This window comes from Bergeyella anatis (assembly GCF_036016955.1).
In the GTDB taxonomy this organism is placed as follows: Bacteria; Bacteroidota; Bacteroidia; order Flavobacteriales; family Weeksellaceae; genus JAYWXI01.
Map to the genome: position 1 here is coordinate 1 of NZ_JAYWXI010000002.1, position 18,500 is coordinate 18,500.

19 protein-coding genes are annotated in these 18,500 nt (G+C 46.0%); 11 read left to right on the plus strand and 8 right to left on the minus strand.

The window, feature by feature from the left end; translation table 11 throughout:
- Positions 1–398, minus strand: a 398-nt coding sequence (locus tag VQ048_RS01560; protein WP_503619819.1) for a phage tail-like protein, incomplete at its 3' end; no start/stop codon positions are given.
- 41 nt (positions 399–439) lie between these two features.
- Positions 440–682, minus strand: a complete 243-nt coding sequence (locus VQ048_RS01565) for a hypothetical protein (protein WP_327609927.1) — start codon at positions 680–682, stop codon at positions 440–442.
- A 262-nt stretch (positions 683–944) separates the two neighbouring features.
- Here VQ048_RS01565 and VQ048_RS01570 point away from each other — a divergent pair, with 262 nt between their 5' ends.
- From VQ048_RS01570 to VQ048_RS01590, 5 genes are all read left to right on the plus strand, one after another.
- Complete coding sequence (locus VQ048_RS01570) at positions 945–1,100, plus strand: hypothetical protein (protein ID WP_327609928.1); 156 nt, start codon at positions 945–947, stop codon at positions 1,098–1,100.
- 461 nt (positions 1,101–1,561) lie between these two features.
- Positions 1,562–2,995: a tRNA (N6-isopentenyl adenosine(37)-C2)-methylthiotransferase MiaB gene (gene miaB, locus VQ048_RS01575; protein WP_327609929.1), complete on the plus strand. Its 1,434-nt coding sequence runs from the start codon at positions 1,562–1,564 to the stop codon at positions 2,993–2,995.
- Positions 2,996–3,012: 17 nt separating this feature from the next.
- The gene (locus VQ048_RS01580; RefSeq protein ID WP_327609930.1) at positions 3,013–4,293 is read left to right on the plus strand and encodes a sigma-54 interaction domain-containing protein; all 1,281 of its coding nucleotides are present in this window, start codon (positions 3,013–3,015) and stop codon (positions 4,291–4,293) included.
- A gap of 3 nt (positions 4,294–4,296) precedes the next feature.
- Entirely contained in the window at positions 4,297–4,845 is a 549-nt protein-coding gene (gene lptE, locus VQ048_RS01585; RefSeq protein WP_327609931.1) for an LPS assembly lipoprotein LptE, read from the plus strand.
- Positions 4,845–6,308 carry a DUF8458 domain-containing protein gene (locus VQ048_RS01590; RefSeq protein WP_327609932.1) on the plus strand — a complete coding sequence of 488 codons (1,464 nt, stop codon included), beginning with the start codon at positions 4,845–4,847 and terminating at the stop codon, positions 6,306–6,308. The genes lptE and VQ048_RS01590 overlap by 1 nt, the downstream gene beginning before the upstream one ends.
- A gap of 83 nt (positions 6,309–6,391) precedes the next feature.
- On the opposite strand, the gene VQ048_RS01595 is transcribed toward VQ048_RS01590, so the two are convergent.
- Together VQ048_RS01595 and VQ048_RS01600 are read right to left on the minus strand one after the other, a co-directional pair.
- Positions 6,392–6,775: a DUF4296 domain-containing protein gene (locus VQ048_RS01595; protein WP_327609933.1), complete on the minus strand. Its 384-nt coding sequence runs from the start codon at positions 6,773–6,775 to the stop codon at positions 6,392–6,394.
- The gene (locus tag VQ048_RS01600; protein ID WP_327609934.1) at positions 6,772–7,488 is read right to left on the minus strand and encodes a polyprenol monophosphomannose synthase; all 717 of its coding nucleotides are present in this window, start codon (positions 7,486–7,488) and stop codon (positions 6,772–6,774) included. Before VQ048_RS01600 ends, VQ048_RS01595 begins: the two co-directional genes overlap by 4 nt.
- A 78-nt stretch (positions 7,489–7,566) precedes the next feature.
- Between VQ048_RS01600 and VQ048_RS01605 the strand changes: the two genes are divergently transcribed.
- From VQ048_RS01605 to VQ048_RS01630, 6 genes are all read left to right on the plus strand, one after another.
- Positions 7,567–8,208, plus strand: coding sequence for a DUF4271 domain-containing protein (locus tag VQ048_RS01605; RefSeq protein WP_327609935.1), 642 nt, complete (start codon positions 7,567–7,569; stop codon positions 8,206–8,208).
- Between the two features lie 13 nt (positions 8,209–8,221).
- Positions 8,222–8,959: a uroporphyrinogen-III synthase gene (locus tag VQ048_RS01610; protein ID WP_327610145.1), complete on the plus strand. Its 738-nt coding sequence runs from the start codon at positions 8,222–8,224 to the stop codon at positions 8,957–8,959.
- A 93-nt stretch (positions 8,960–9,052) separates the two neighbouring features.
- The gene (locus VQ048_RS01615; protein WP_327609936.1) at positions 9,053–11,119 is read left to right on the plus strand and encodes a S9 family peptidase; all 2,067 of its coding nucleotides are present in this window, start codon (positions 9,053–9,055) and stop codon (positions 11,117–11,119) included.
- On the plus strand, positions 11,094–11,471 hold the full coding sequence (locus VQ048_RS01620; protein ID WP_327609937.1) for a hypothetical protein: 378 nt from the start codon (positions 11,094–11,096) through the stop codon (positions 11,469–11,471). Before VQ048_RS01615 ends, VQ048_RS01620 begins: the two co-directional genes overlap by 26 nt.
- A 116-nt stretch (positions 11,472–11,587) precedes the next feature.
- Positions 11,588–13,138 (plus strand): sensor histidine kinase, encoded by a 1,551-nt coding sequence (locus VQ048_RS01625; RefSeq protein WP_327609938.1) that lies wholly within the window; start codon positions 11,588–11,590, stop codon positions 13,136–13,138.
- Between the two features lie 44 nt (positions 13,139–13,182).
- On the plus strand, positions 13,183–13,875 hold the full coding sequence (locus VQ048_RS01630; RefSeq protein ID WP_327609939.1) for a response regulator transcription factor: 693 nt from the start codon (positions 13,183–13,185) through the stop codon (positions 13,873–13,875).
- Between the two features lie 38 nt (positions 13,876–13,913).
- Here VQ048_RS01630 and rodA read toward each other — a convergent pair whose 3' ends face one another.
- From rodA to mreC, 4 genes are read right to left on the minus strand one after another with little or no spacing between them, the layout of a single operon-like run.
- Positions 13,914–15,143 (minus strand): rod shape-determining protein RodA, encoded by a 1,230-nt coding sequence (rodA, locus tag VQ048_RS01635; RefSeq protein ID WP_327609940.1) that lies wholly within the window; start codon positions 15,141–15,143, stop codon positions 13,914–13,916.
- Entirely contained in the window at positions 15,143–17,152 is a 2,010-nt protein-coding gene (locus VQ048_RS01640) for a peptidoglycan D,D-transpeptidase FtsI family protein (RefSeq protein WP_327609941.1), read from the minus strand. Before VQ048_RS01640 ends, rodA begins: the two co-directional genes overlap by 1 nt.
- The gene (mreD, locus tag VQ048_RS01645) at positions 17,149–17,655 is read right to left on the minus strand and encodes a rod shape-determining protein MreD (protein WP_327609942.1); all 507 of its coding nucleotides are present in this window, start codon (positions 17,653–17,655) and stop codon (positions 17,149–17,151) included. Before mreD ends, VQ048_RS01640 begins: the two co-directional genes overlap by 4 nt.
- Complete coding sequence (gene mreC, locus VQ048_RS01650; protein WP_327609943.1) at positions 17,648–18,499, minus strand: rod shape-determining protein MreC; 852 nt, start codon at positions 18,497–18,499, stop codon at positions 17,648–17,650. The genes mreD and mreC overlap by 8 nt, the downstream gene beginning before the upstream one ends.
- Position 18,500: the final 1 nt, after the last annotated feature.

An 18,500-nucleotide genomic window follows, 5' to 3' on the forward strand; every position in this document is an offset into this window, starting at 1 on the left:
CCGGTAGGAAGGCTGAAAGGCACGCCTGCATTCAGCTTGACCCAAGTGCCGGGATCCGAAGAAGTTTCTTGGCTGTAGTAATAATACCCCACATCGGTAATCCCCGTAATCTTGCCACCTCCCATACCGCCAGTGGGGTTCACGTCCCTCACAAACACCAGCATCGAGTGCTGGTCGGGCGTCAAGGTCATGTGGGACACGGCCTCCAAAGTCAACCGGGGAATGAGAAGCCCCTTCGCCCGCCCTTGGGGAAGGCTCTCATTGGGGGCCACCTCCAAAGTGGCTTTGGGCGTGGTGGTGTTAATCCCCACCCGTCCATTGTACTGATCGCTCTGCCCGAAGGCCTGCACGCCGAGGCCCAAAAAAGCCCAAACGGCGTAGGATGTCGTTTTTTTCATCAAAAATCGGTTTTAATGGTTAGTTGTTAATGTTTTAATGCTTAGTTGTTAATGGTTAAGGGGTAAAAGCATCGGGTGGGGAAGGCGTTAGGTGTTGGATTGGTTATGAAGGCCGCCATCCCATGCCCGTACTCCCGATGCAAAAAACAATGGACGCCTGCGCCGTGCTTCCGCACTTTTTTAATGCTTTTCCTTTTCTCCATTTTCCGACGAAGCCGCCGCTTTGCTTTTTTGACTATCGTCGGAAGCGCCTTGGTCTCGAAACCAAGGAACCAAGCGTTCAAGCCCCTGAAAACCCGGCTAAACGCGCCCGTTTTTGAGGGGTCGGAAAAGACCGCTTTAGCTTGTGGCGCGGCCTTTGTCTCGGACGGGAGACCAAAGAGCGCCTTGGTCATAATCGGCCGCGGGGTTTTATTGCGGGGTTGAAATCGTTTTGAGAGAAAGCCGGAAAGCCATGGGGGGATTTTCCGGCGGCTAAAAGCCCCGATACACTTAAACTTTAACTTATGAAAACAAAAACGGGATTTTAGCCTGGGGTTTAGCGTGATGAATAAACTTTCCGAAAAAGAAAAAAGAATAACGACCGCAGGCACGGAAAACAAAAAAGCGTCGTTTCGGGAAATAAGACTCCCTGAAACGACGCCCAAAACCAAAACCGTAAAAAAAGAGAGCGGGGTTGGTTTTTCCGAAAATTTTTTATAAGCTACGCGTGCCCGCGCGGTTCTATAAGAATTTAGGGGACGTAAGTGTTGTGTGTGTGTGTGTGTGTGTGTGTGTGTGTGTGTGTGTGTTTACACGATTATCCGAAACCACCAAATTTTTCGGCCGTTTTTTTTCGTTTTTTCGGATGTCTTTGGGTTTCAAAAGCATAACGGAGCCAAATGTAGAAAATTGCAAGGACTTGCACAATAGCTTTTACCTGATTTATTGCATTTTGTCGCTCCAAAACACCAAAAACCTAAAAAATAAAGGAGCCCATTGCGTAAAAAAGTCTTCCCGCAAGCGAAAAGCCCTATAAACCAATCAAAGAAAAAAACACCCCCTCCCTCCTTACTGCCATTTTGTCTTAAAAATCACTATCTTTGTACGCTATTTTAATCCTAACACCGTAAACCCTCCCCAAAACGGAAAGGAAAATCATTAACCTAAAAAAGAAGAGCATCGTGCAAGAAAAATATATCGACGAAACCAAACAAGGCGAAGCCTATGCCTCCGCCGAAAAACCCGAAAACACCAAAAAATTGTTTTTGGAAAGCTACGGCTGCCAAATGAATTTTTCAGATTCGGAAATCGTAGCCTCCATCCTAAACGACGAAGGCTACAACACCACCCTAAACGTGGAAGAAGCCGACCTGATCCTGCTAAACACCTGCTCCATCCGAGAAAAAGCCGAACAAACCGTCCGAAACCGACTCTCGTCCTTCAATCACCTGAAGAAAAACAAACCGTCGCTAACCGTCGGCGTCTTAGGCTGCATGGCCGAACGCCTAAAAACTAAATTCTTAGAGGAAGAACACCTCGTGGACCTGGTGGTAGGCCCTGACGCCTATCGCGACCTGCCCAACCTCCTGAAAGAAATTGAAGACGGCAAAGACGCCATCAACGTCATCCTCTCCAAAGAGGAAACCTATGCCGACATCTCCCCCGTGCGATTAGGCGGCAACGGCGTTACCGCCTTCGTTACCATTACAAGAGGTTGCGATAATATGTGCACCTTCTGCGTGGTCCCCTTCACCCGAGGAAGAGAACGAAGCCGAGACCCTCATTCCATCCTCGAAGAATGCAAAGAACTATGGAATAACGGCTACAAAGAAGTTACCCTCCTCGGTCAAAACGTAGACTCCTACCTTTGGTACGGCGGCGGCCCCAAAAAAGATTTCGACAAAGCCTCCGACCTTCAAAAAGCCACCGCTCTGCGCTTCGCCCAACTTTTGGAAATGGTAGCCAAAGAACTGCCCGGCCTCCGCATACGCTTCGCCACCTCCAACCCCCAAGACATGAGTTTGGACGTCTTCCGAATGATGACCAAATACCCCAATATTTGTAAATACGTCCACCTCCCCGTCCAAAGTGGAAGCAACAACATGCTGAAAGCCATGAACCGCCAACACACCCGGGAAGAATATCTGGAACTGGTAAAGCAAGCCAAAGCCATCGTTCCCGAAATCGCATTCTCCCAAGACCTTATCGCCGGCTTCTGCGGCGAAACCGAGGAAGACCACCAAGATACCCTCTCGCTAATGCGCGAAGTGGAGTACGACTACGGCTATATGTTCGCCTACTCGGAAAGACCCGGAACCCCCGCCCATAAAAAAATGGAAGACAACGTCCCCCCCGAAGTCAAAAAAAGACGCCTCCAGGAAATCATCGAGTTGCAAAACGAACTCTCCCTGAAACGAATGAAAACCTACGTCGGGAAAAACCACGAAGTCCTCATCGAAGGAACCTCCAAAAAGAACGAAAACCAATGGAAAGCAAGAAACACCCAAAATGCCGTAGTCGTCTTCGATAAAATGGAAGGTCAAAACATCGGCGATCTGGTTACCGTTCACGTGTACGACTGCACCCAAGGAACCCTGTTAGGAAAAACCGTATAATCCCCCAAAACCACCTCATGAATCTACTTCAGAACCTAAAAAACCGTTTCGGCATCATCGGTAACTTCCCCGCACTAAACCGCGCATTGGAAAAAGCCGTACAAGTAGCCCCCACCGATATCTCGGTTTTGGTCATCGGAGAATCCGGCGTCGGAAAAGAATTTATCCCCAAAATCATCCACGCCGAATCCAAACGAAAGCACCAACCCTATATCGTCGTTAACTGCGGAGCCATCCCCGAAGGCACCATCGACTCCGAACTCTTCGGACACGAAAAAGGAGCGTTCACCGGAGCCACCTCCACCCGAAAAGGTTATTTTGAAGTGGCCGACGGCGGAACCATCTTCCTCGACGAAGTCGGCGAACTCCCCCTGCAAACCCAAGTAAGGCTTCTGCGCGTTCTGGAAAGCGGAGAGTTTATGAAAGTCGGCTCCTCCCAAATCCAAAAAACCAACGTGAGAATCGTAGCCGCCACCAACGTCAACATGATGAACGCCATCCAAGACGGCCGCTTTCGGGAAGACCTCTACTACCGTCTAAACACCGTGCAAATCGATATGCCCCCCCTGCGCGAACGCAAAGGCGACATTCACCTCCTTTTCCGCAAATTCGCCATCGACTTTGCCGAAAAATACCGCATGCCAGAACTTCAGCTCACCGAAGACGCCGTACACTACTTGGAAAACTACACCTTCCCCGGAAACGTCCGCCAGCTTCGTAACCTGGTGGAACAAATGACCGTCGTGGAGCAAGAACGCGTCATCCATTCCGCCAAGCTGGCCGAATACATCCCCCAAGAAACTCATCTCCCCGCCATAGTGCAGAAAAAAACAGCAGGAAACGTGACCAACTCCGAATTCCACTCCGAAAGGGAAATCATGTACAAAATCCTTTTCGATATGCGCAATGACCTCAACGACCTGAAATCCCTGACCTCCGAACTCATCAAAAACCGAGGCAACACCCATTTCAGCACACAAGAAAAGGAACTCATCAATCGGGTTTACACCCCCGAATCGGCCATTCCCAACCCCAGTTCGCTTCTCTATTTTGAAAGCGACCGCCCCCCTGTTAATCCCACCATCATTGCTTCGCCCAGCGAGGAATACCAAGACGTGGAAGACGTAGAAGCAGAAGAAACTTCCCCCTCTTCCCTCTCCCTCCAAAGCAACGAAAGAGACCTCATCGTAAAAGCCCTCGAAAAACACAAAGGAAGAAGAAACCGAGCCGCCGACGAATTAGGAATCTCCCAACGAACCCTCTACCGAAAAATTAAACAATACAACCTGGAAGAATAACCCATGATGCCCCAAAATACGTTGCCCCACCGAAACGCCTTGCGCCTTCTTTTCGCCATCGGAATCCTTTGGATTCTGCAAGGGTGCTACTCCTTTACAGGATCGTCCCTAAGCCCTGAGGCCAAAACCATCCAAATTAAAGAGTTCATCAACAACTCGGCATTGGTAAACCCTACATTGGCACAGCAATTCACCATCGACATCAACAACCGCTTCCTGCAAAGAACCCCGCTAAAAGGAACCACGGAAAGCCCCCACCTGCTCATCGAAGGCGAAATCACCGATTACAGCATCACCCCCACCACCATCTCCTCCTCGGTATCCACCTCCTCGGGCGCCCAAATTCAGGCTGCCCAGAACAAACTGACCATCACCGTAAAAGTCCATTACGAAAACGCCATAGAGCCCGAAAAAGGCTTTGACCGAACGTACAGCGACGAAGCGGCCTTCAGCAGCGATTTGGACATCAATCAAATCGAGGCTTCCCAAGTGCGCATCGTAACCGAACGAATCATCAACAAAATTTTTAACGACATTGTAGCCGACTGGTAATGACAGACAACCGAATCTTGGCGCTGATACAGCACCCCGAACAGATCCTGAAAGAAGATCTCAGCCTATTGGAAACCCAAATCAGGCAGTACCCTTACGCCCAAAGCCTAAGAGCCCTGCATCTATTGGCCGTCAAACGGTTTGGCTCTTCGGAAGAATACCAAAAGAAATTAACCGAAACCGCAGCCTATACCACGGATAAAAAAATACTCTACCTCTTTCTCAATAAAGAAAAGGAAAGCGCCCATACCGTAACGGAAAGCCCAAGTATCGCCGAAAACGAAACCCAAGCCTCCGAAAACACCCCCATCGCAACCGAGAACATCCCTCTTAACGAAGTAAAGATTCCTTCCGATACCGAAAAAACAGAAGAAAAAGAAGAAGTAAAGCCAAAGCTGGAAGACCGTCCTCTCGAATCCGTTGCCGAGGAAACTGCGCCCCCCCCCAAAAAGGAAGAAAAACCTGCCCCCGAAGCCCTTTCCGAAAAGGAAAGCCCCGCAGGATTGAACTTCCATCAATCCACCGACTTTTTACCCAAAGTAGTGCCCTCTACCAAATTCCCCCAAGAGAACTACGTCCCCAAACAAAATACCAGCAACCGGCACGAAGAAGAAATGAAGCGCCTGATTGCCGAAGTGGAAGCCAAAATAAAAGCCCGAAAAGAGAAAGAAAAGGAAAAAACCACCTCTAACGCCTCGGCCACTAACGAAGATAAGACCGACGAATCTTCGGAAATCAGCTTCGCACAAACCCAAGCGTTCGTGGTAACCCCAACCCCGGAAGAAGAAAAACCACGCCCAACCTCCTCCGAGGCCTCTAACGTGCAGTCTTCTCCCGATACGCCAACGCCATCCTCCTGGAAGCCCATGCGTATTGCTTCGGTCAAGCCCGACAGTAAGATTGAACTGCCCGTCGTTAAAGAACCTGTACCCGGCACCGCCATCGAAAAAACAGAAAAAAACACTCCAAAAGAAACAACGGCAGCCACCGAAAAAGACGACCGCCCCGTTTTCAACGTTTCTTTCTTTAGCGAGCAAGTGGTCAAAATAGAACCCGAGGAACCCCAAATCTCTTCGGAAAAGGCGCTTCCCGATGCTAAACCAAAGCCCAAAAGCAATATTCCTCACTTCATCAATACATGGCAAAAATGGCTACGCCAAGAAAATGCCCCAAAAGAAGAGCCACCGGTTAGCGTTCGTAAAGAAACCATTATCGAAAAATTCATCGAAAACGAACCCAAAATCACCAAACGAAAAGAGGAAGAAAGCACTTTTGTCGTCAAAGAAAAAACCGACGACATTTCCCACCTCATGACCGAAACTTTGGCCAATCTCTACCTTTCGCAGAAACTTTACACCAAGGCCGTTAAAGCCTTTGAGGTGCTTCAAGAAAAACACCCCGACCGCGCCGCCGAATTTGGTGAGAGAATAGAAGAAATCAAAGCCTTAAGGCAAAACAAATAAAAAAACAACCCCGAATCGGGGTTGTTTTTTGTATTCAAAAAGATACGCTCTCTTTCCTCTTTTCAGAAATTTTCCATGCGCTTTCAGCGTCCTTCAAAACCTTGCATTGCCGAAGGGTTTTCTTTCTTTTTCTTATCAATATACGCATCAGCATCAGGATCGCGATCCTTAATCAAATCTTGCGCCTCCTCCAAAATTCCCTCCAAAGTGTTAGGCATGGAAAGGTAATATTTGTAACTCTCGGAAAAACGCGTAGCCGTAACTTTATGCCGATCCAAAATATACCTTGTATGCGCCTCCATATCCCCCTGCGGATTAAGATACCCCATCTGGTTATTGATCGCAAAGTCGGCAATCAGCTCCGCCATTTTCTTCGGAGGAATCAAGTCCTTCGGTTCCTCCACGGTGTTGGACTGGGTGCATCCCAACAGCCCCGCCATCACGAAAAGAAAAAACCACTTTTTCATAATTTCCCGATTAAAGCCTTCCAACGGAGATTTAATATCCCTAAAACCGCTTCGCCAATAATCCCGCCGTTCATTTTACTTTCTCCCTTAACCCGGTTAGTGAAAATAATAGGGACTTCCACGATTTTTAATCCTTTTTTAAAGGCTCGGTACTTCATTTCCACCTGAAAACCATACCCTTTCAGTTTCACCCGATTAAGACCGATCTTCTCCAGCGTTTCCCTTTTAAAACAAACGAAACCTGCTGTCGTGTCATGAATAGGAATTCCCAAAACCGTACGCACGTACTTAGAAGCAAAATAAGACAACAACACCCGCCCCATAGGCCAATTCACCACGTTAACCCCCTGAGAATACCTGGAGCCTACCGCCATATCCGCCTGAAGACAAGCCGAATAAAGACGAGGCAAATCCTTAGGGTTATGGGAAAAATCGGCATCCATTTCAAAGATGTAATCAAACCCTTTTTCTATCGCCCAGCGGAAACCGTGAAGGTAAGCCTTCCCCAAACCGTCTTTGGTCTTACGAACCGTGAGATGCAAAAAACCCTCATACGTCTCCTGAAGGGTTTCTACAATCCGAGCCGTACCATCCGGCGAAGAATCGTCCACCACCAAAACATGAAAATCCTGCTCAAGAGCAAAAACCGCCGCAATAATGGCCGCGATGTTTTCCTTTTCGTTGTAAGTGGGGATAATAACTAACTTTTTCATTTCTGATTGCAAAGATAATCTATTTTGAATTGCCTCCTCTCCGATTTAAATAATTCTTACTTTTGCAAAAAAAGAAAAGTGGTAAGACTTACGGAGAATAACGACTGGGTAGTTTGGGTTCTGCTGGGCGTTATTGTGGTTTTTATTGTGGTTTTGCAATACCTCCAACGGGAAGCCGGATTGCGGGAATTTTTCACACAAAACTTTATTGATTCGGGAAATATTTTTCCGACCTATCTGCTGATTTCCGGCTGTTACATGCTGCTGTTAACCACCCTGCTTTCAAAGTACATCCCCATTCTCCCCCAATGGGTAGAGGCCTTTTCCGTAAGCGGTTACTCGCTAAATAAATTCGGATTTACCTTCCTTGCGGTTTTGGCATTTTATCTGGTGAAATTCTTTTTCTCCTTCGTATTCTATTCGTCCATCGGACAAGACACCAAATGGGGAAAATTTTATTTTGTAAGTTCTAAATTTTACCTGGCTCTGTCATTTATTTTGATGGCAGTGGTCTTTACCAGTTATTATTTGCCGGTCGACCAACTCTTTTTTTTAAGAGCCTTGATAATCTCGTCTTTAGCCGTCTTCGTCTTCAAGATTTTATTCTTTTATTTCAACAAGAACCGGGTTCTTCCCAAAGAGTGGTATTATAAAATTTTGTATATTTGCACGCTCCAATTTGCACCATTGCTTGCATTGGGCAAACTACTGTTTTATTAAAAAGTGATTGATGATGAAAGTTAAGTCGATTTTGGTTTCACAGCCGGCGCCCAGCGAATCCTCACCCTACATGGAAATCGCCAGAAAAGAAAAAATACGGATTGATTTCAGGCCTTTCATTCATGTCGAAGGGGCGGACGGAAAAGAGCTAAGAACCCAAAAAATAGATTTATCCCAATACACGGGAATCATCTTTACCAGCAAAAATGCCATAGACCACTATTTTAGGCTGGCTGAGGAAATGCGTTTTTCGGTTCCCGACTCCATGCGCTACATTTGCCAATCCGAAGCCATTGCCAACTACCTTCAAAAGCACATCGTTTACCGAAAAAGAAAAATCAGCTTCGGCGAAAAAACCTTTTCGGACCTGGTGCCTTTGTTTAAAAAATACCCGAACGAGAAGTTTCTTCTTCCTTCTTCGGACGTGCTTAATGCCGACATCCCTTCCACCTTGGACAAGGCCGGTGTGGATTGGACGCGTGCCATCATGTACCGTACCGTATGTTCGGACCTCTCGGATCTCAACATTTCCGAATACGATATGTTGGTGTTCTTCAGCCCTCAAGGAATTAAATCCCTCCACGAGAATTTCAAAGATTTCGCTCAGGGGGAAACTAAAATTGCGGTTTTTGGCCAAACCACACACCAAGCCGCGGAAGACAGCGGACTGAAAGTGGACGTGATGGCTCCAACCAAAGAAACCCCGTCCATGACCATGGCGATTGAAAAATACATCAAAAGCGGAAAATAAAACCCTACCGCTTCACCAAACTAACCGTCTTTTCAATCGAGGAAAGATGGTTTTTTATTAGAAAAGCTCCATTCACACCAAATTTCGCCCTTTATGCAGCCACCTAAAGCCCCCAAAAAAGACCAAATTTTGAAAACCCACGGCGATGTCCGCACCGACCCTTATTTTTGGCTCAACGAAAGGGATCATCCCGAAGTGTTGGCGTACTTAGAGGCCGAAAACGCTTACTGCGAAGCCGTACTGAAAGACACCGAAGCTTTCCAACAAAATCTTTTTGAGGAAATGAAGGCCCGCTATAAAAAGGACGACACCTCTCTACCTTATTTTTTCAACGGGTACTGGTACGTCATTCGCTACGAAGCCGGGAAAGAATATCCTTTTTTCTGCCGTCATTTCCAAACCTTGGACGCCCCCGAAGAACTCCTCTTCGATGCCAATGCCATGGCAGAAGGTCATGCTTTTTTCGAAATGGGAAGCGTGGCCGTAAGCCCCGATAACCAATGGGCCAGCTTTAGCTCGGACACCAAAGGCCGACGGATTTACACTATAGGATTTAAAAACCTAAAAGACGGTTCTCTTCTCGAAGACCAAATAGCCAATACCACGGGAAAAGTGGTTTGGGCCAACGACAACCGTCATATCTTTTACATCCGAAAAGACCAAAGCCTCCGGGCCTTTCAGGTTTACCGCCACGAAATAGGCACGGAGGCCTCACAGGACGTTTTGATTTTCCACGAAAAAGACGAGGCTTTTGATGTTAATGTATACAAAACCAAATCTTTGGAATACATTTTCATCGCAAGTTCCAGTACAATTTCGGACGAGCACCGCTTTATCCCCGCAGACGATGTTTTCGCACCTTGGAAAGTCGTTCAAAAAAGAAAAGACGGACTGGAGTATGCCGTGGAACATTACCAAGACGAATTTTACATCATTACCAACGCCGAAGAAGCAACCAATTTCAAACTCGTAAAAACCAAAGTGAATTCCCCTACCATGACGCATTGGCAGGAAGTCGTCCCACACCGCGAAAAGGTTCTTTTGGAAGGGTTTGAAATCTTCAAGCATTACTTGGTGTTGGAGGAAAGGCAAGAAGGCCTACTCCGAATTAAAATCATCGACCAACGCACGGAAGAAAGCCATTACCTCCACTTTCAAGAACCTTGTTATACGGCTTATATCGGGCTTAATTTGGAATTCGATACCGAAGTCCTCCGCTACGGATATACCTCGCTTACCTCACCGAGTTCCACCCTGGAATACCGCATGGATACCAGGGAAACCAAAATGCTGAAAACCCAAGAAATCTTAGGCGATCCCTTCCGCTCGGAAGACTATATTTCCGAAAGAATCTGGGCTCCCGCCAGAGACGGTAAGAAAATCCCCATCTCCTTGGTTTATCATAAAAAAACTCCTAAATCCCCTCAAACCCCTCTGTTGCTCTACGGGTATGGCAGCTACGGACACACCGTGGACGCCAGCTTCTCCAGCGTTCGCCTTTCTCTGCTGAATCGGGGCTTTATCTATGCTATCGCCCACATTAGAGGAGGAGAATACCTCGGAAGAGAGTGGTACGAAGACGGAAAAATGCAGAATAAGAAAAATTCTTTTTACGATTTCATCGATGCCGCCCGATTCCTCATTACCGAAAGCTACACCTCAAGCGCCCACCTTTACGCCATGGGTGGCAGCGCAGGCGGTCTTCTTGTAGGTGCCGTGGTCAATATGGAACCCGCCCTCTTCAACGGCGTAGTGGCTCAGGTGCCTTTTGTGGACGTCGTTACCACCATGTTGGACGAAACCATCCCTTTAACCACCGGAGAATACGACGAATGGGGCAACCCCAACGAAGAAGAGGACTACCACTACATGAAGTCCTATTCGCCCTATGACAACGTTACCCCACAAGCTTATCCCCATATGCTGGTTACCACAGGCTATCACGACTCTCAAGTTCAGTATTGGGAACCCGCCAAATGGATTGCCAAATTAAGAGACCAAAATACATCCGAACGCATTATTCTCTTCCGTACGGACTTCAGCAGCGGACACGGCGGGGCAAGCGGACGCTTCGAGTCCCTGAAAGAAGACGTCTTGGAATACGCCTTTTTACTCAAATTAGAAAATAAAATTCATGACAGAAGCAATACTTTGGACTAAAGTCGAAACTTTTTTCCAAGAGCATTTCGGAGCCGAAAGAAACGTCTCCATCGAAACCATTCTTTTCCTTATCGGCGTTCAAGAGCTGGGAAGCGGCAAACAGAATTACTCCAAAGACGACAAAGTCAATCTCATCCATATTGCAGTATGCCGACTGCTGGAGCCTTTCGGGTACTTCCGCTTTTCTCATTACGATGACCAAGGCTACCCGCATTTCGAGGAAACCGAGCCCTTGCCCGACCTCCAACCTAACGAACAAACGCTACTGATGAAAAAAGCCGTTATCCAGTACTTCATCGACGAGACTCTTTTCGATGCCGAAACCATGAAAGCTTTAAACGAAAAAAATTAAAAAGATTTTGTTAAAAAAAAGACTTTTAAGAAGCAAAGCACAATTTTTTTGTGCTTTTTTTGTTTTCATATTGTTAAAAACAGTAATTTTAACATTTCAAAATTAAATATCATTTGATGAATCAACGGTTTATTCCCATTATCGGGATATTAATGTCCATCTCCGTGGTGGTGTTCGTCACGCTTCAAATCAAGTGGCTGAAGGAATATTATGGTGCTTTGGATCAGGATTTTTCCAATAAAGTTCAAACGGCATTGGAATCTTCCGTCGAAAAAATTGCCGCCATCGAAATCGATCGTTTCCTCAACGAAAGCTATAAGAATTTCGGAAAAACCGTTATCGCCAGCAACGGACAACCTACCTCAACCGTCATCCAACAAGTCGAAGATTCGGCCTCCAAGCGAATGATTGCCTACCAAAACAGCATCATCGAAAGGGAAAATCTGCCAATTGCCAATACCGGAGACAGCCTAAACCGCATTAAGCTATGGACGGACGAAAGCCTGCTAAACATCCGCAGAGACAGCACCTCCCCTAAGCCTCTGACCGCCGCACTAAACACTTCCATCGCCTCGGGAGAATACAATTTAAAAGAGTTTGCCCGCATCGTCGGAAACAATCGCCCGATCGACAAAAGAGTGGATGTAGCCACCGTGGATTCGGTAGTATCCAGAGAACTGAAAGCCCACGGTATTTCCGGTGGTTTTGGTTTTGGCATTTTCGACAAGAATAATAAACTAACCCCAATTACCGACACCGACTACGCAACGCAAGAAAAAAACAGCCGATACAGCTATCCCCTGTTTAAAGACGATGGAGGAAAAACCCTTTATACGCTCTCGTTGGTCTTCCCGAGAAAGAATTTTTCTTTGATTAAAAACAATCTCCCGATGCTTTTGGGAACTTTCCTCTCACTTTTGACGATACTTGGAATTTACGTGACTTCCATTAACTACATGATGAGACAAAAGAAGATTGCCGACATCAAAACGGATTTCATCAACAACATGTCGCACGAATTCAAGACCCCGCTGGCCACCATCTCCGTAGCCACGGATTCTTTGGCAAACGACCGCATCGCCACCAACCCCGAAAAAGTAAAATACTACTCCCAACTGATAAAACAGGAGAACCTTCGGATGAAAAAACAAGTGGAAAACGTCCTGAACATGTCCAAACTGGAACGAAACGAAGTTCAACTCTTCCTGAAAGAAACCAACGTTCGCGAACTAATCCAGCAAATCACCTCTTCCTTCCAACTTATCGTCAAAGAAAGAGGCGGAACCCTCGCTACGGATTTTTCCGCCACCCGTTACATGGTTAAACTGGACGAATTTCATATCTCCAATACCCTGGTCAACCTTTTGGACAACGCCAATAAATATTCCCCCGAAAAACCCGAAATCAAAATCAAAACCCGCAATGAAGGCCCTTGGTATGTAATTGAAATTTCCGATAAAGGAATCGGCATGGAACCCCAAAACAAAGGAAAAATTTTCGAGAAATTCTTCCGGGAAGAAACCGGTAACATCCACAATGTCAAAGGGCAAGGCCTAGGACTATCCTACGTAAAAAAAATCATCGAACTGCATAAAGGAGTGATCGTCGTAGACTCCCAAAAGGGAAAAGGATCCACCTTCACCATCAAGCTGCCTCTAGGCCAATAGTTTTTGAAAAACCACAGTAATGTTAAACCAAAAAATAAAATAAAATGAGCAACAGAATCTTATTAGTAGAAGACGACCAAAGTTTTGGAGCCGTGCTCAAGGATTACCTGACCATCAACAACTTCGAGGTGACCCTGGCCACCGACGGAGAACAAGGATTGAAAGAATTTACCGAAAACGACTTCGATATTTGCATTTTCGACGTCATGATGCCAAAGAAAGACGGGTTCAGCCTGGCCGAGGACGTGAAAAAAATCGACAAGAATACGCCGATTATCTTTCTCACCGCTCGAAACATGCGCGAAGACATCCTGAAAGGCTACCAACTGGGGGCCGACGACTACATTACCAAGCCTTTCGATACCGAACTGCTACTCTATAAAATTAAAGCCATTCTGCAACGCAGTACCACCCTGGAAAATGAGGAGCAGGAGCAGTTCAAAATCAGTAATATCTTTTTCGACTCGATGCTGCGGCAACTAAGGGTGGGAGATCAGGAATACAAACTCTCTCCAAAAGAAAACGAACTCCTAAAACTGCTCTGCATCCACCGCAATGACTTCATGCCCAGAGATTTGGCTCTTAGAAAAATTTGGAAAAAAGAAAACTACTTCACCGCCCGAAGCATGGACGTGTACATTGCTAAACTTCGTAAATTGTTGAAAGACGACGACGGTATCGAAATCATCAACGTTCACGGCGAAGGCTTCCGATTGTTGGTGAAAAACAATAATTAAAAATAAAAACCTGCTCTTATTAAGCAGGTTTTTATTTTTTACACCAAACTATTTCGATCGGCATAGTTCAGTTTGAAAAAGATAGCCGTCATGATGGAAAAAGCCAACAAAGAACTCCCTCCATAACTGAAATAAGGCAGCGGAATCCCTACCGTAGGAAACAATCCCATCACCATACCGATATTAATCCCAAAATGAATGAAAAGAATCGAAGCAAAGCTGTAACCAAACACCCTATTGAAATGGGATTTTTGCCTTTCTGCCAAATAATAAATTCGGCCGATATAAAGGGCATAAATCAAAATTAAAAGCGTACTACCGAAAAAACCCCATTCTTCCCCTACCGTGCAAAAAATATAATCCGTCTGTTGCTCCGGAACAAAACTTCCCTGCGTTACCGAACCTTGGCGATACCCCTTTCCGAAAAAACCACCCGATCCGATCGCCGTCTTGGAATAAAGCAAATTATACCCCGAAGTATCCCGAAAAGCCTTTTCTCCCTTATACAACACCTCAATTCTTTCGCGCTGGTGCTTGGGAAGTTTCTCAATAATGGTAGGCGTAGCAAAAGCCAATCCGCCCAAGAGCACCACCGTTCCGATAATGGAAGATACCGAAATCACGTTCCAACTGATTCTGGAATAATTGAAAAAAATAACACCTCCCACAACCGCAATGATGCCAAGCAAAACATAAAAAGGATTAACCGCAATCGCCGTAAGAAAAACCAAAGCAAAAATACCTACCACAATAAAAAACCAACCACTTAAGCCTTCCCGATAAAGCGCAATGACAAACGCCCCAAAAACCAACAGCGACCCCACATCCGGAATCGCCAAAACCACCACCGCAGGAATACCAATGATGACCAACGAAGTTAATAGAGATTTGCGATACCTCAAATTAAAATCCGGTCCGGCTACATAATTCGCCAACATAAGTGCCGTCCCAATTTTAGCAAACTCCACCGGTTGCATTGTAAGTCCGCCAAATTTGTACCAGTTTTTCTGCCCCAAAATTTCCGTCCCAAAAGGAAAAAGACCAATAAGCAACAATACCCCGCCAATATAAAATACCCCCGCCAAATTTTCGAAAAACTTCGCCCTGGTCACAAAAATAAAAAAGCCCACCACAAGCGAAATCGCAAAAAACAGAAGTTGCTTCTCACCCAAATCCGGTTTCACACTGTAAATATTCGCAATCGCAAACATGCACAGCAACAAATAAAGCCCTATCCCCAACTTATCTATCCCTTGTGCCCAGTTCATTATTTCGTTTTTTGTAGTTTTTGTTTCAGCAAATCGATTTGGCGTTGCAAACTATCCCGCTCTGCCGGAGCCGCGATTTTCTTTAAATAATTCTCCATCTCCGAAAGTCGGACGGAATCTTTATTGGGCTCCTTATAAAGTCCTCTTCGTTTCAAATCCGCCACCCATTGCCGTTTGTACTCGGGAAGGAAACTGGACGTAACCATTTTTTTGTACAAATGTTCCCTTTTAATGGTTCCCGTAAGGTATTTTTCGGCAATAATCGTACTGGCAGGTCCAGCCCAAGTCGCTCCGAACCCCGCATGCTCCATCACCGCAGCCACTACAATTTTAGGCTTATCCGCCGGAGCAGCCAAAACAAAGATGGAATTATCCTTGCCCTGAGGAACCTGAGCCGTCCCCGTCTTAGCTAACTGGGTAAAATCATTGGACTTCAATCCCCTAGCTGTTCCTTTCAGCACCACCGCTTCCATACCGTCTATTACGGGCTGAAAATACTTTTCGTCCACCAACGTCTTGTGTTTAACCTTAAATCGCGGATCGGGATTCGGTTTGCCATCCACCGCCTTTACGATATGCGGCGTATAATACCACCCTCTGTTGACGATAGCCGCCACGAAATTAGCCATTTGAAGAGGCGTCAACGAAACCGCTCCCTGCCCCATTCCATTGAAAATAGAGCCGTTCATCGTATAAGCGGATGACCAATCCTTCTTGCCACCGCTCCGCTTACGGTAAAACTCGCCGTCAGGAATGAACCCCCGAACACCGCTGGCCAAATCGTTATTGAGGAAATTATTAAGCCCAAAGCTCTCCATGATTTTTTTCCATTCGTCCACCCCGCGTCCCGGATCCCCCGGATATTTGTTCATCATGGCAATAAAAGCATAGGAAAAATAACAGTTGCTGGAAACCTGTATCGCCGGCACCAAAGGATCAGCACCACCATGCCCCTTAATCCTAAGCCCCCGATAGGAAAACCCTCCCCCACAAGGAAAAATCGTTTTTTCGTTCATCACCCCCATCTGCATAGCCGCCAAAGCCGTCAGCAACTTAAAAGTGGACCCCGGAGGATACGCCGCCTGCACCGAACGGTCAAACGTCGGACGCCAATCGTAAGCCGTATCCATCTGAAGCTTGTAAAGGTTTTTGGTTTTTTCTGGCCCCGTAAAAAGATTCGGATCAATATCCGGCCCCGTAGCCATCACCAAAATCTCCCCATTATTGGGATCCAATGCCACAATCGCTCCCTTTTTGTTAACCAACATCTCCTGAGCAATACGCTGCAAGTCGTAATCAATCGTAAGCGTGATGTCTTTCCCCGTAACCACTTCTTTATCCAACTCTCCATTTTTGTAAGAGCCGATGCTGCGAAGCCGAATATCCTTCTGGATGTAACTCACCCCCTTAATGCCACGAAGTTCTTTCTCATAAGACTTCTCCACCCCAGATTTCCCAATATTGTCCCCAGGAAGGTAATACAGAGAATCCTTCTTGATTTCCCTCTGATTTACCTCATTGGTGTACCCCAAAAGGTTCCCCGACGTGGAAACCTCATACTGCCGCTGAGGCCTCTGAATAATACTAAACGCCGGATACTTAAATATAATCTCCTGCACCCTCGCAATATCCTCCCTCGTAAGGTTCTTCATAAACGTCATCGGCGTCACGCGAGAATAGTATTCCTCTTTCTTAATGCCTTCAATGCGACGGATGAAGTCCGCCTTGGAGATTTTCATCAAATGGCAAAACCCAAGAGTATCAAAATCAGGCTTCATCAAAGCCTGAGTAAAAGAAATTTCATACGAAGGAACATTCCCTACCAGGATTTTTCCGTTACGGTCAAAAATAATTCCCCGCTGAGGAATGGTATATTCCGTCTTGATAGACGTATTGGCCGCATTAAGAGCATAACGATCCGTAAACAACTGCAAATAAGCCAACCGTGCTACAAAAATAACGGCAATAACAGAAAGAATAACAGTAATTTTAAAATATTGAGGCTTCACACTTTTTGCTTGATTTTGAACGCCAAAGCATAAATCAAAATAAACACGAACGATACGACACTAGTCGCCAATATGTTCAAAAATATTTCGAAAAAGCGGCTTAGCTTGAAAAATTCCACGTACTGAACGATGAACTGATGAACAAAAATACTGGAAAACACAAAAAACAAAAACTGAGACCAAACCAACGACTGAAACGAAAAAAAATCCGTCGAAGATTCGGTCGAGGTCCGAAAGATAAGCGTCCTGAAATAAGCAATAATCGTAGTAGCCATCGCATTAATCCCCCACGTTCCCAAAAAAGCATCAATCCCTAAACCAAGAAAAAAACTCAGCCCCAAAAAAACATACCTGTTCCTGAAAAAAGGATAAAAAATCACAAAAACCGGATAAAGTACCGGCGTAAACCGTCCGAATAAAGTAATTCGGTTCAATACGAAAATTTGCAACGCCACCAGCAATGCAATCATCAGTATATCGGTTACCACACTTCTACTAATCATCTTTCTTCATCGCTGATTTCAGCGTATCCTGTATTTTTTGTACTTCTGCCTTTTTTAAATTTTTAACCACATAAATCTTGCTGAGGTTTCCCATTGTTTCGCTCAATTCAACCGAAATATCCCAAAACCCCGTCTTGCTATCCACTTCAAAACCAGCCACTTTACCCACCATCACCCCTTGAGGGAAAATAGCAGATTTCCCGCCCGTCACTACCGTATCGCCCACCTGAAGAGGTACGTATTTGGGCACATCCGAAAGGTGCATCAAACGGGAATCCTCTCCCCGCCAACTCAAAGTACCGAAGTACCCATTTTTCTTCAGAGCCGCATTGATTTTTATCTTATTAACACTCAAAACGGATTGAACCAAAGCATAATGGTCCGTGGTATTGACCACAATCCCAGCAATGCCTTTGGGGGCTATCACCCCCATCTGAGGAGCAACCCCATGCAAACGTCCTCGGTTAATCGTAAAATAATTATCCTTCCGGTTAATACTGTTAAACACAATATCCCCGTCCACAATGGTATAAAGCTGCCCTCCGCCAATCGTATCATGCACCCTTCTGAAGGAAGGAATGCCCCGTTTTTCACTCCCGTAAAGCTCCTGCATGAGTTGTTTATTCTGACCCACCAACTCCTCGTTAATCTGCTTGAGTTTCAAGTAAGAAGCGCCTTCGTCAATATACCCCGAAACCCGGGAATTGAAAGCAGCCGCCTGAGCCGCAATCCAACTCTGCTGCATCGAATTTCTCCCGAAAACCAATACCAAAGCCACGACTTGCAGGAACATAAAGAAGAAGAACAGCCCGTTCTTCGAGAACAGTCTCAGCAAAAACCCCATC

Coding starts and splice junctions, on each gene's coding strand:
- VQ048_RS01620 (WP_327609937.1), top strand. CDS start 11,094: ATGACAGAAGCAATACTTTGGACTAAAGTCGAAACTTTTTTCCAAGAG.
- VQ048_RS01610 (WP_327610145.1), top strand. CDS start 8,222: ATGAAAGTTAAGTCGATTTTGGTTTCACAGCCGGCGCCCAGCGAATCC.
- VQ048_RS01615 (WP_327609936.1), top strand. CDS start 9,053: ATGCAGCCACCTAAAGCCCCCAAAAAAGACCAAATTTTGAAAACCCAC.
- VQ048_RS01630 (WP_327609939.1), top strand. CDS start 13,183: ATGAGCAACAGAATCTTATTAGTAGAAGACGACCAAAGTTTTGGAGCC.
- VQ048_RS01580 (WP_327609930.1), top strand. CDS start 3,013: ATGAATCTACTTCAGAACCTAAAAAACCGTTTCGGCATCATCGGTAAC.
- VQ048_RS01595 (WP_327609933.1), bottom strand. CDS start 6,775: ATGAAAAAGTGGTTTTTTCTTTTCGTGATGGCGGGGCTGTTGGGATGC.
- VQ048_RS01570 (WP_327609928.1), top strand. CDS start 945: ATGAATAAACTTTCCGAAAAAGAAAAAAGAATAACGACCGCAGGCACG.
- VQ048_RS01600 (WP_327609934.1), bottom strand. CDS start 7,488: ATGAAAAAGTTAGTTATTATCCCCACTTACAACGAAAAGGAAAACATC.
- lptE (WP_327609931.1), top strand. CDS start 4,297: ATGATGCCCCAAAATACGTTGCCCCACCGAAACGCCTTGCGCCTTCTT.
- VQ048_RS01590 (WP_327609932.1), top strand. CDS start 4,845: ATGACAGACAACCGAATCTTGGCGCTGATACAGCACCCCGAACAGATC.
- mreC (WP_327609943.1), bottom strand. CDS start 18,499: ATGGGGTTTTTGCTGAGACTGTTCTCGAAGAACGGGCTGTTCTTCTTC.
- mreD (WP_327609942.1), bottom strand. CDS start 17,655: ATGATTAGTAGAAGTGTGGTAACCGATATACTGATGATTGCATTGCTG.
- rodA (WP_327609940.1), bottom strand. CDS start 15,143: ATGAACTGGGCACAAGGGATAGATAAGTTGGGGATAGGGCTTTATTTG.
- VQ048_RS01625 (WP_327609938.1), top strand. CDS start 11,588: ATGAATCAACGGTTTATTCCCATTATCGGGATATTAATGTCCATCTCC.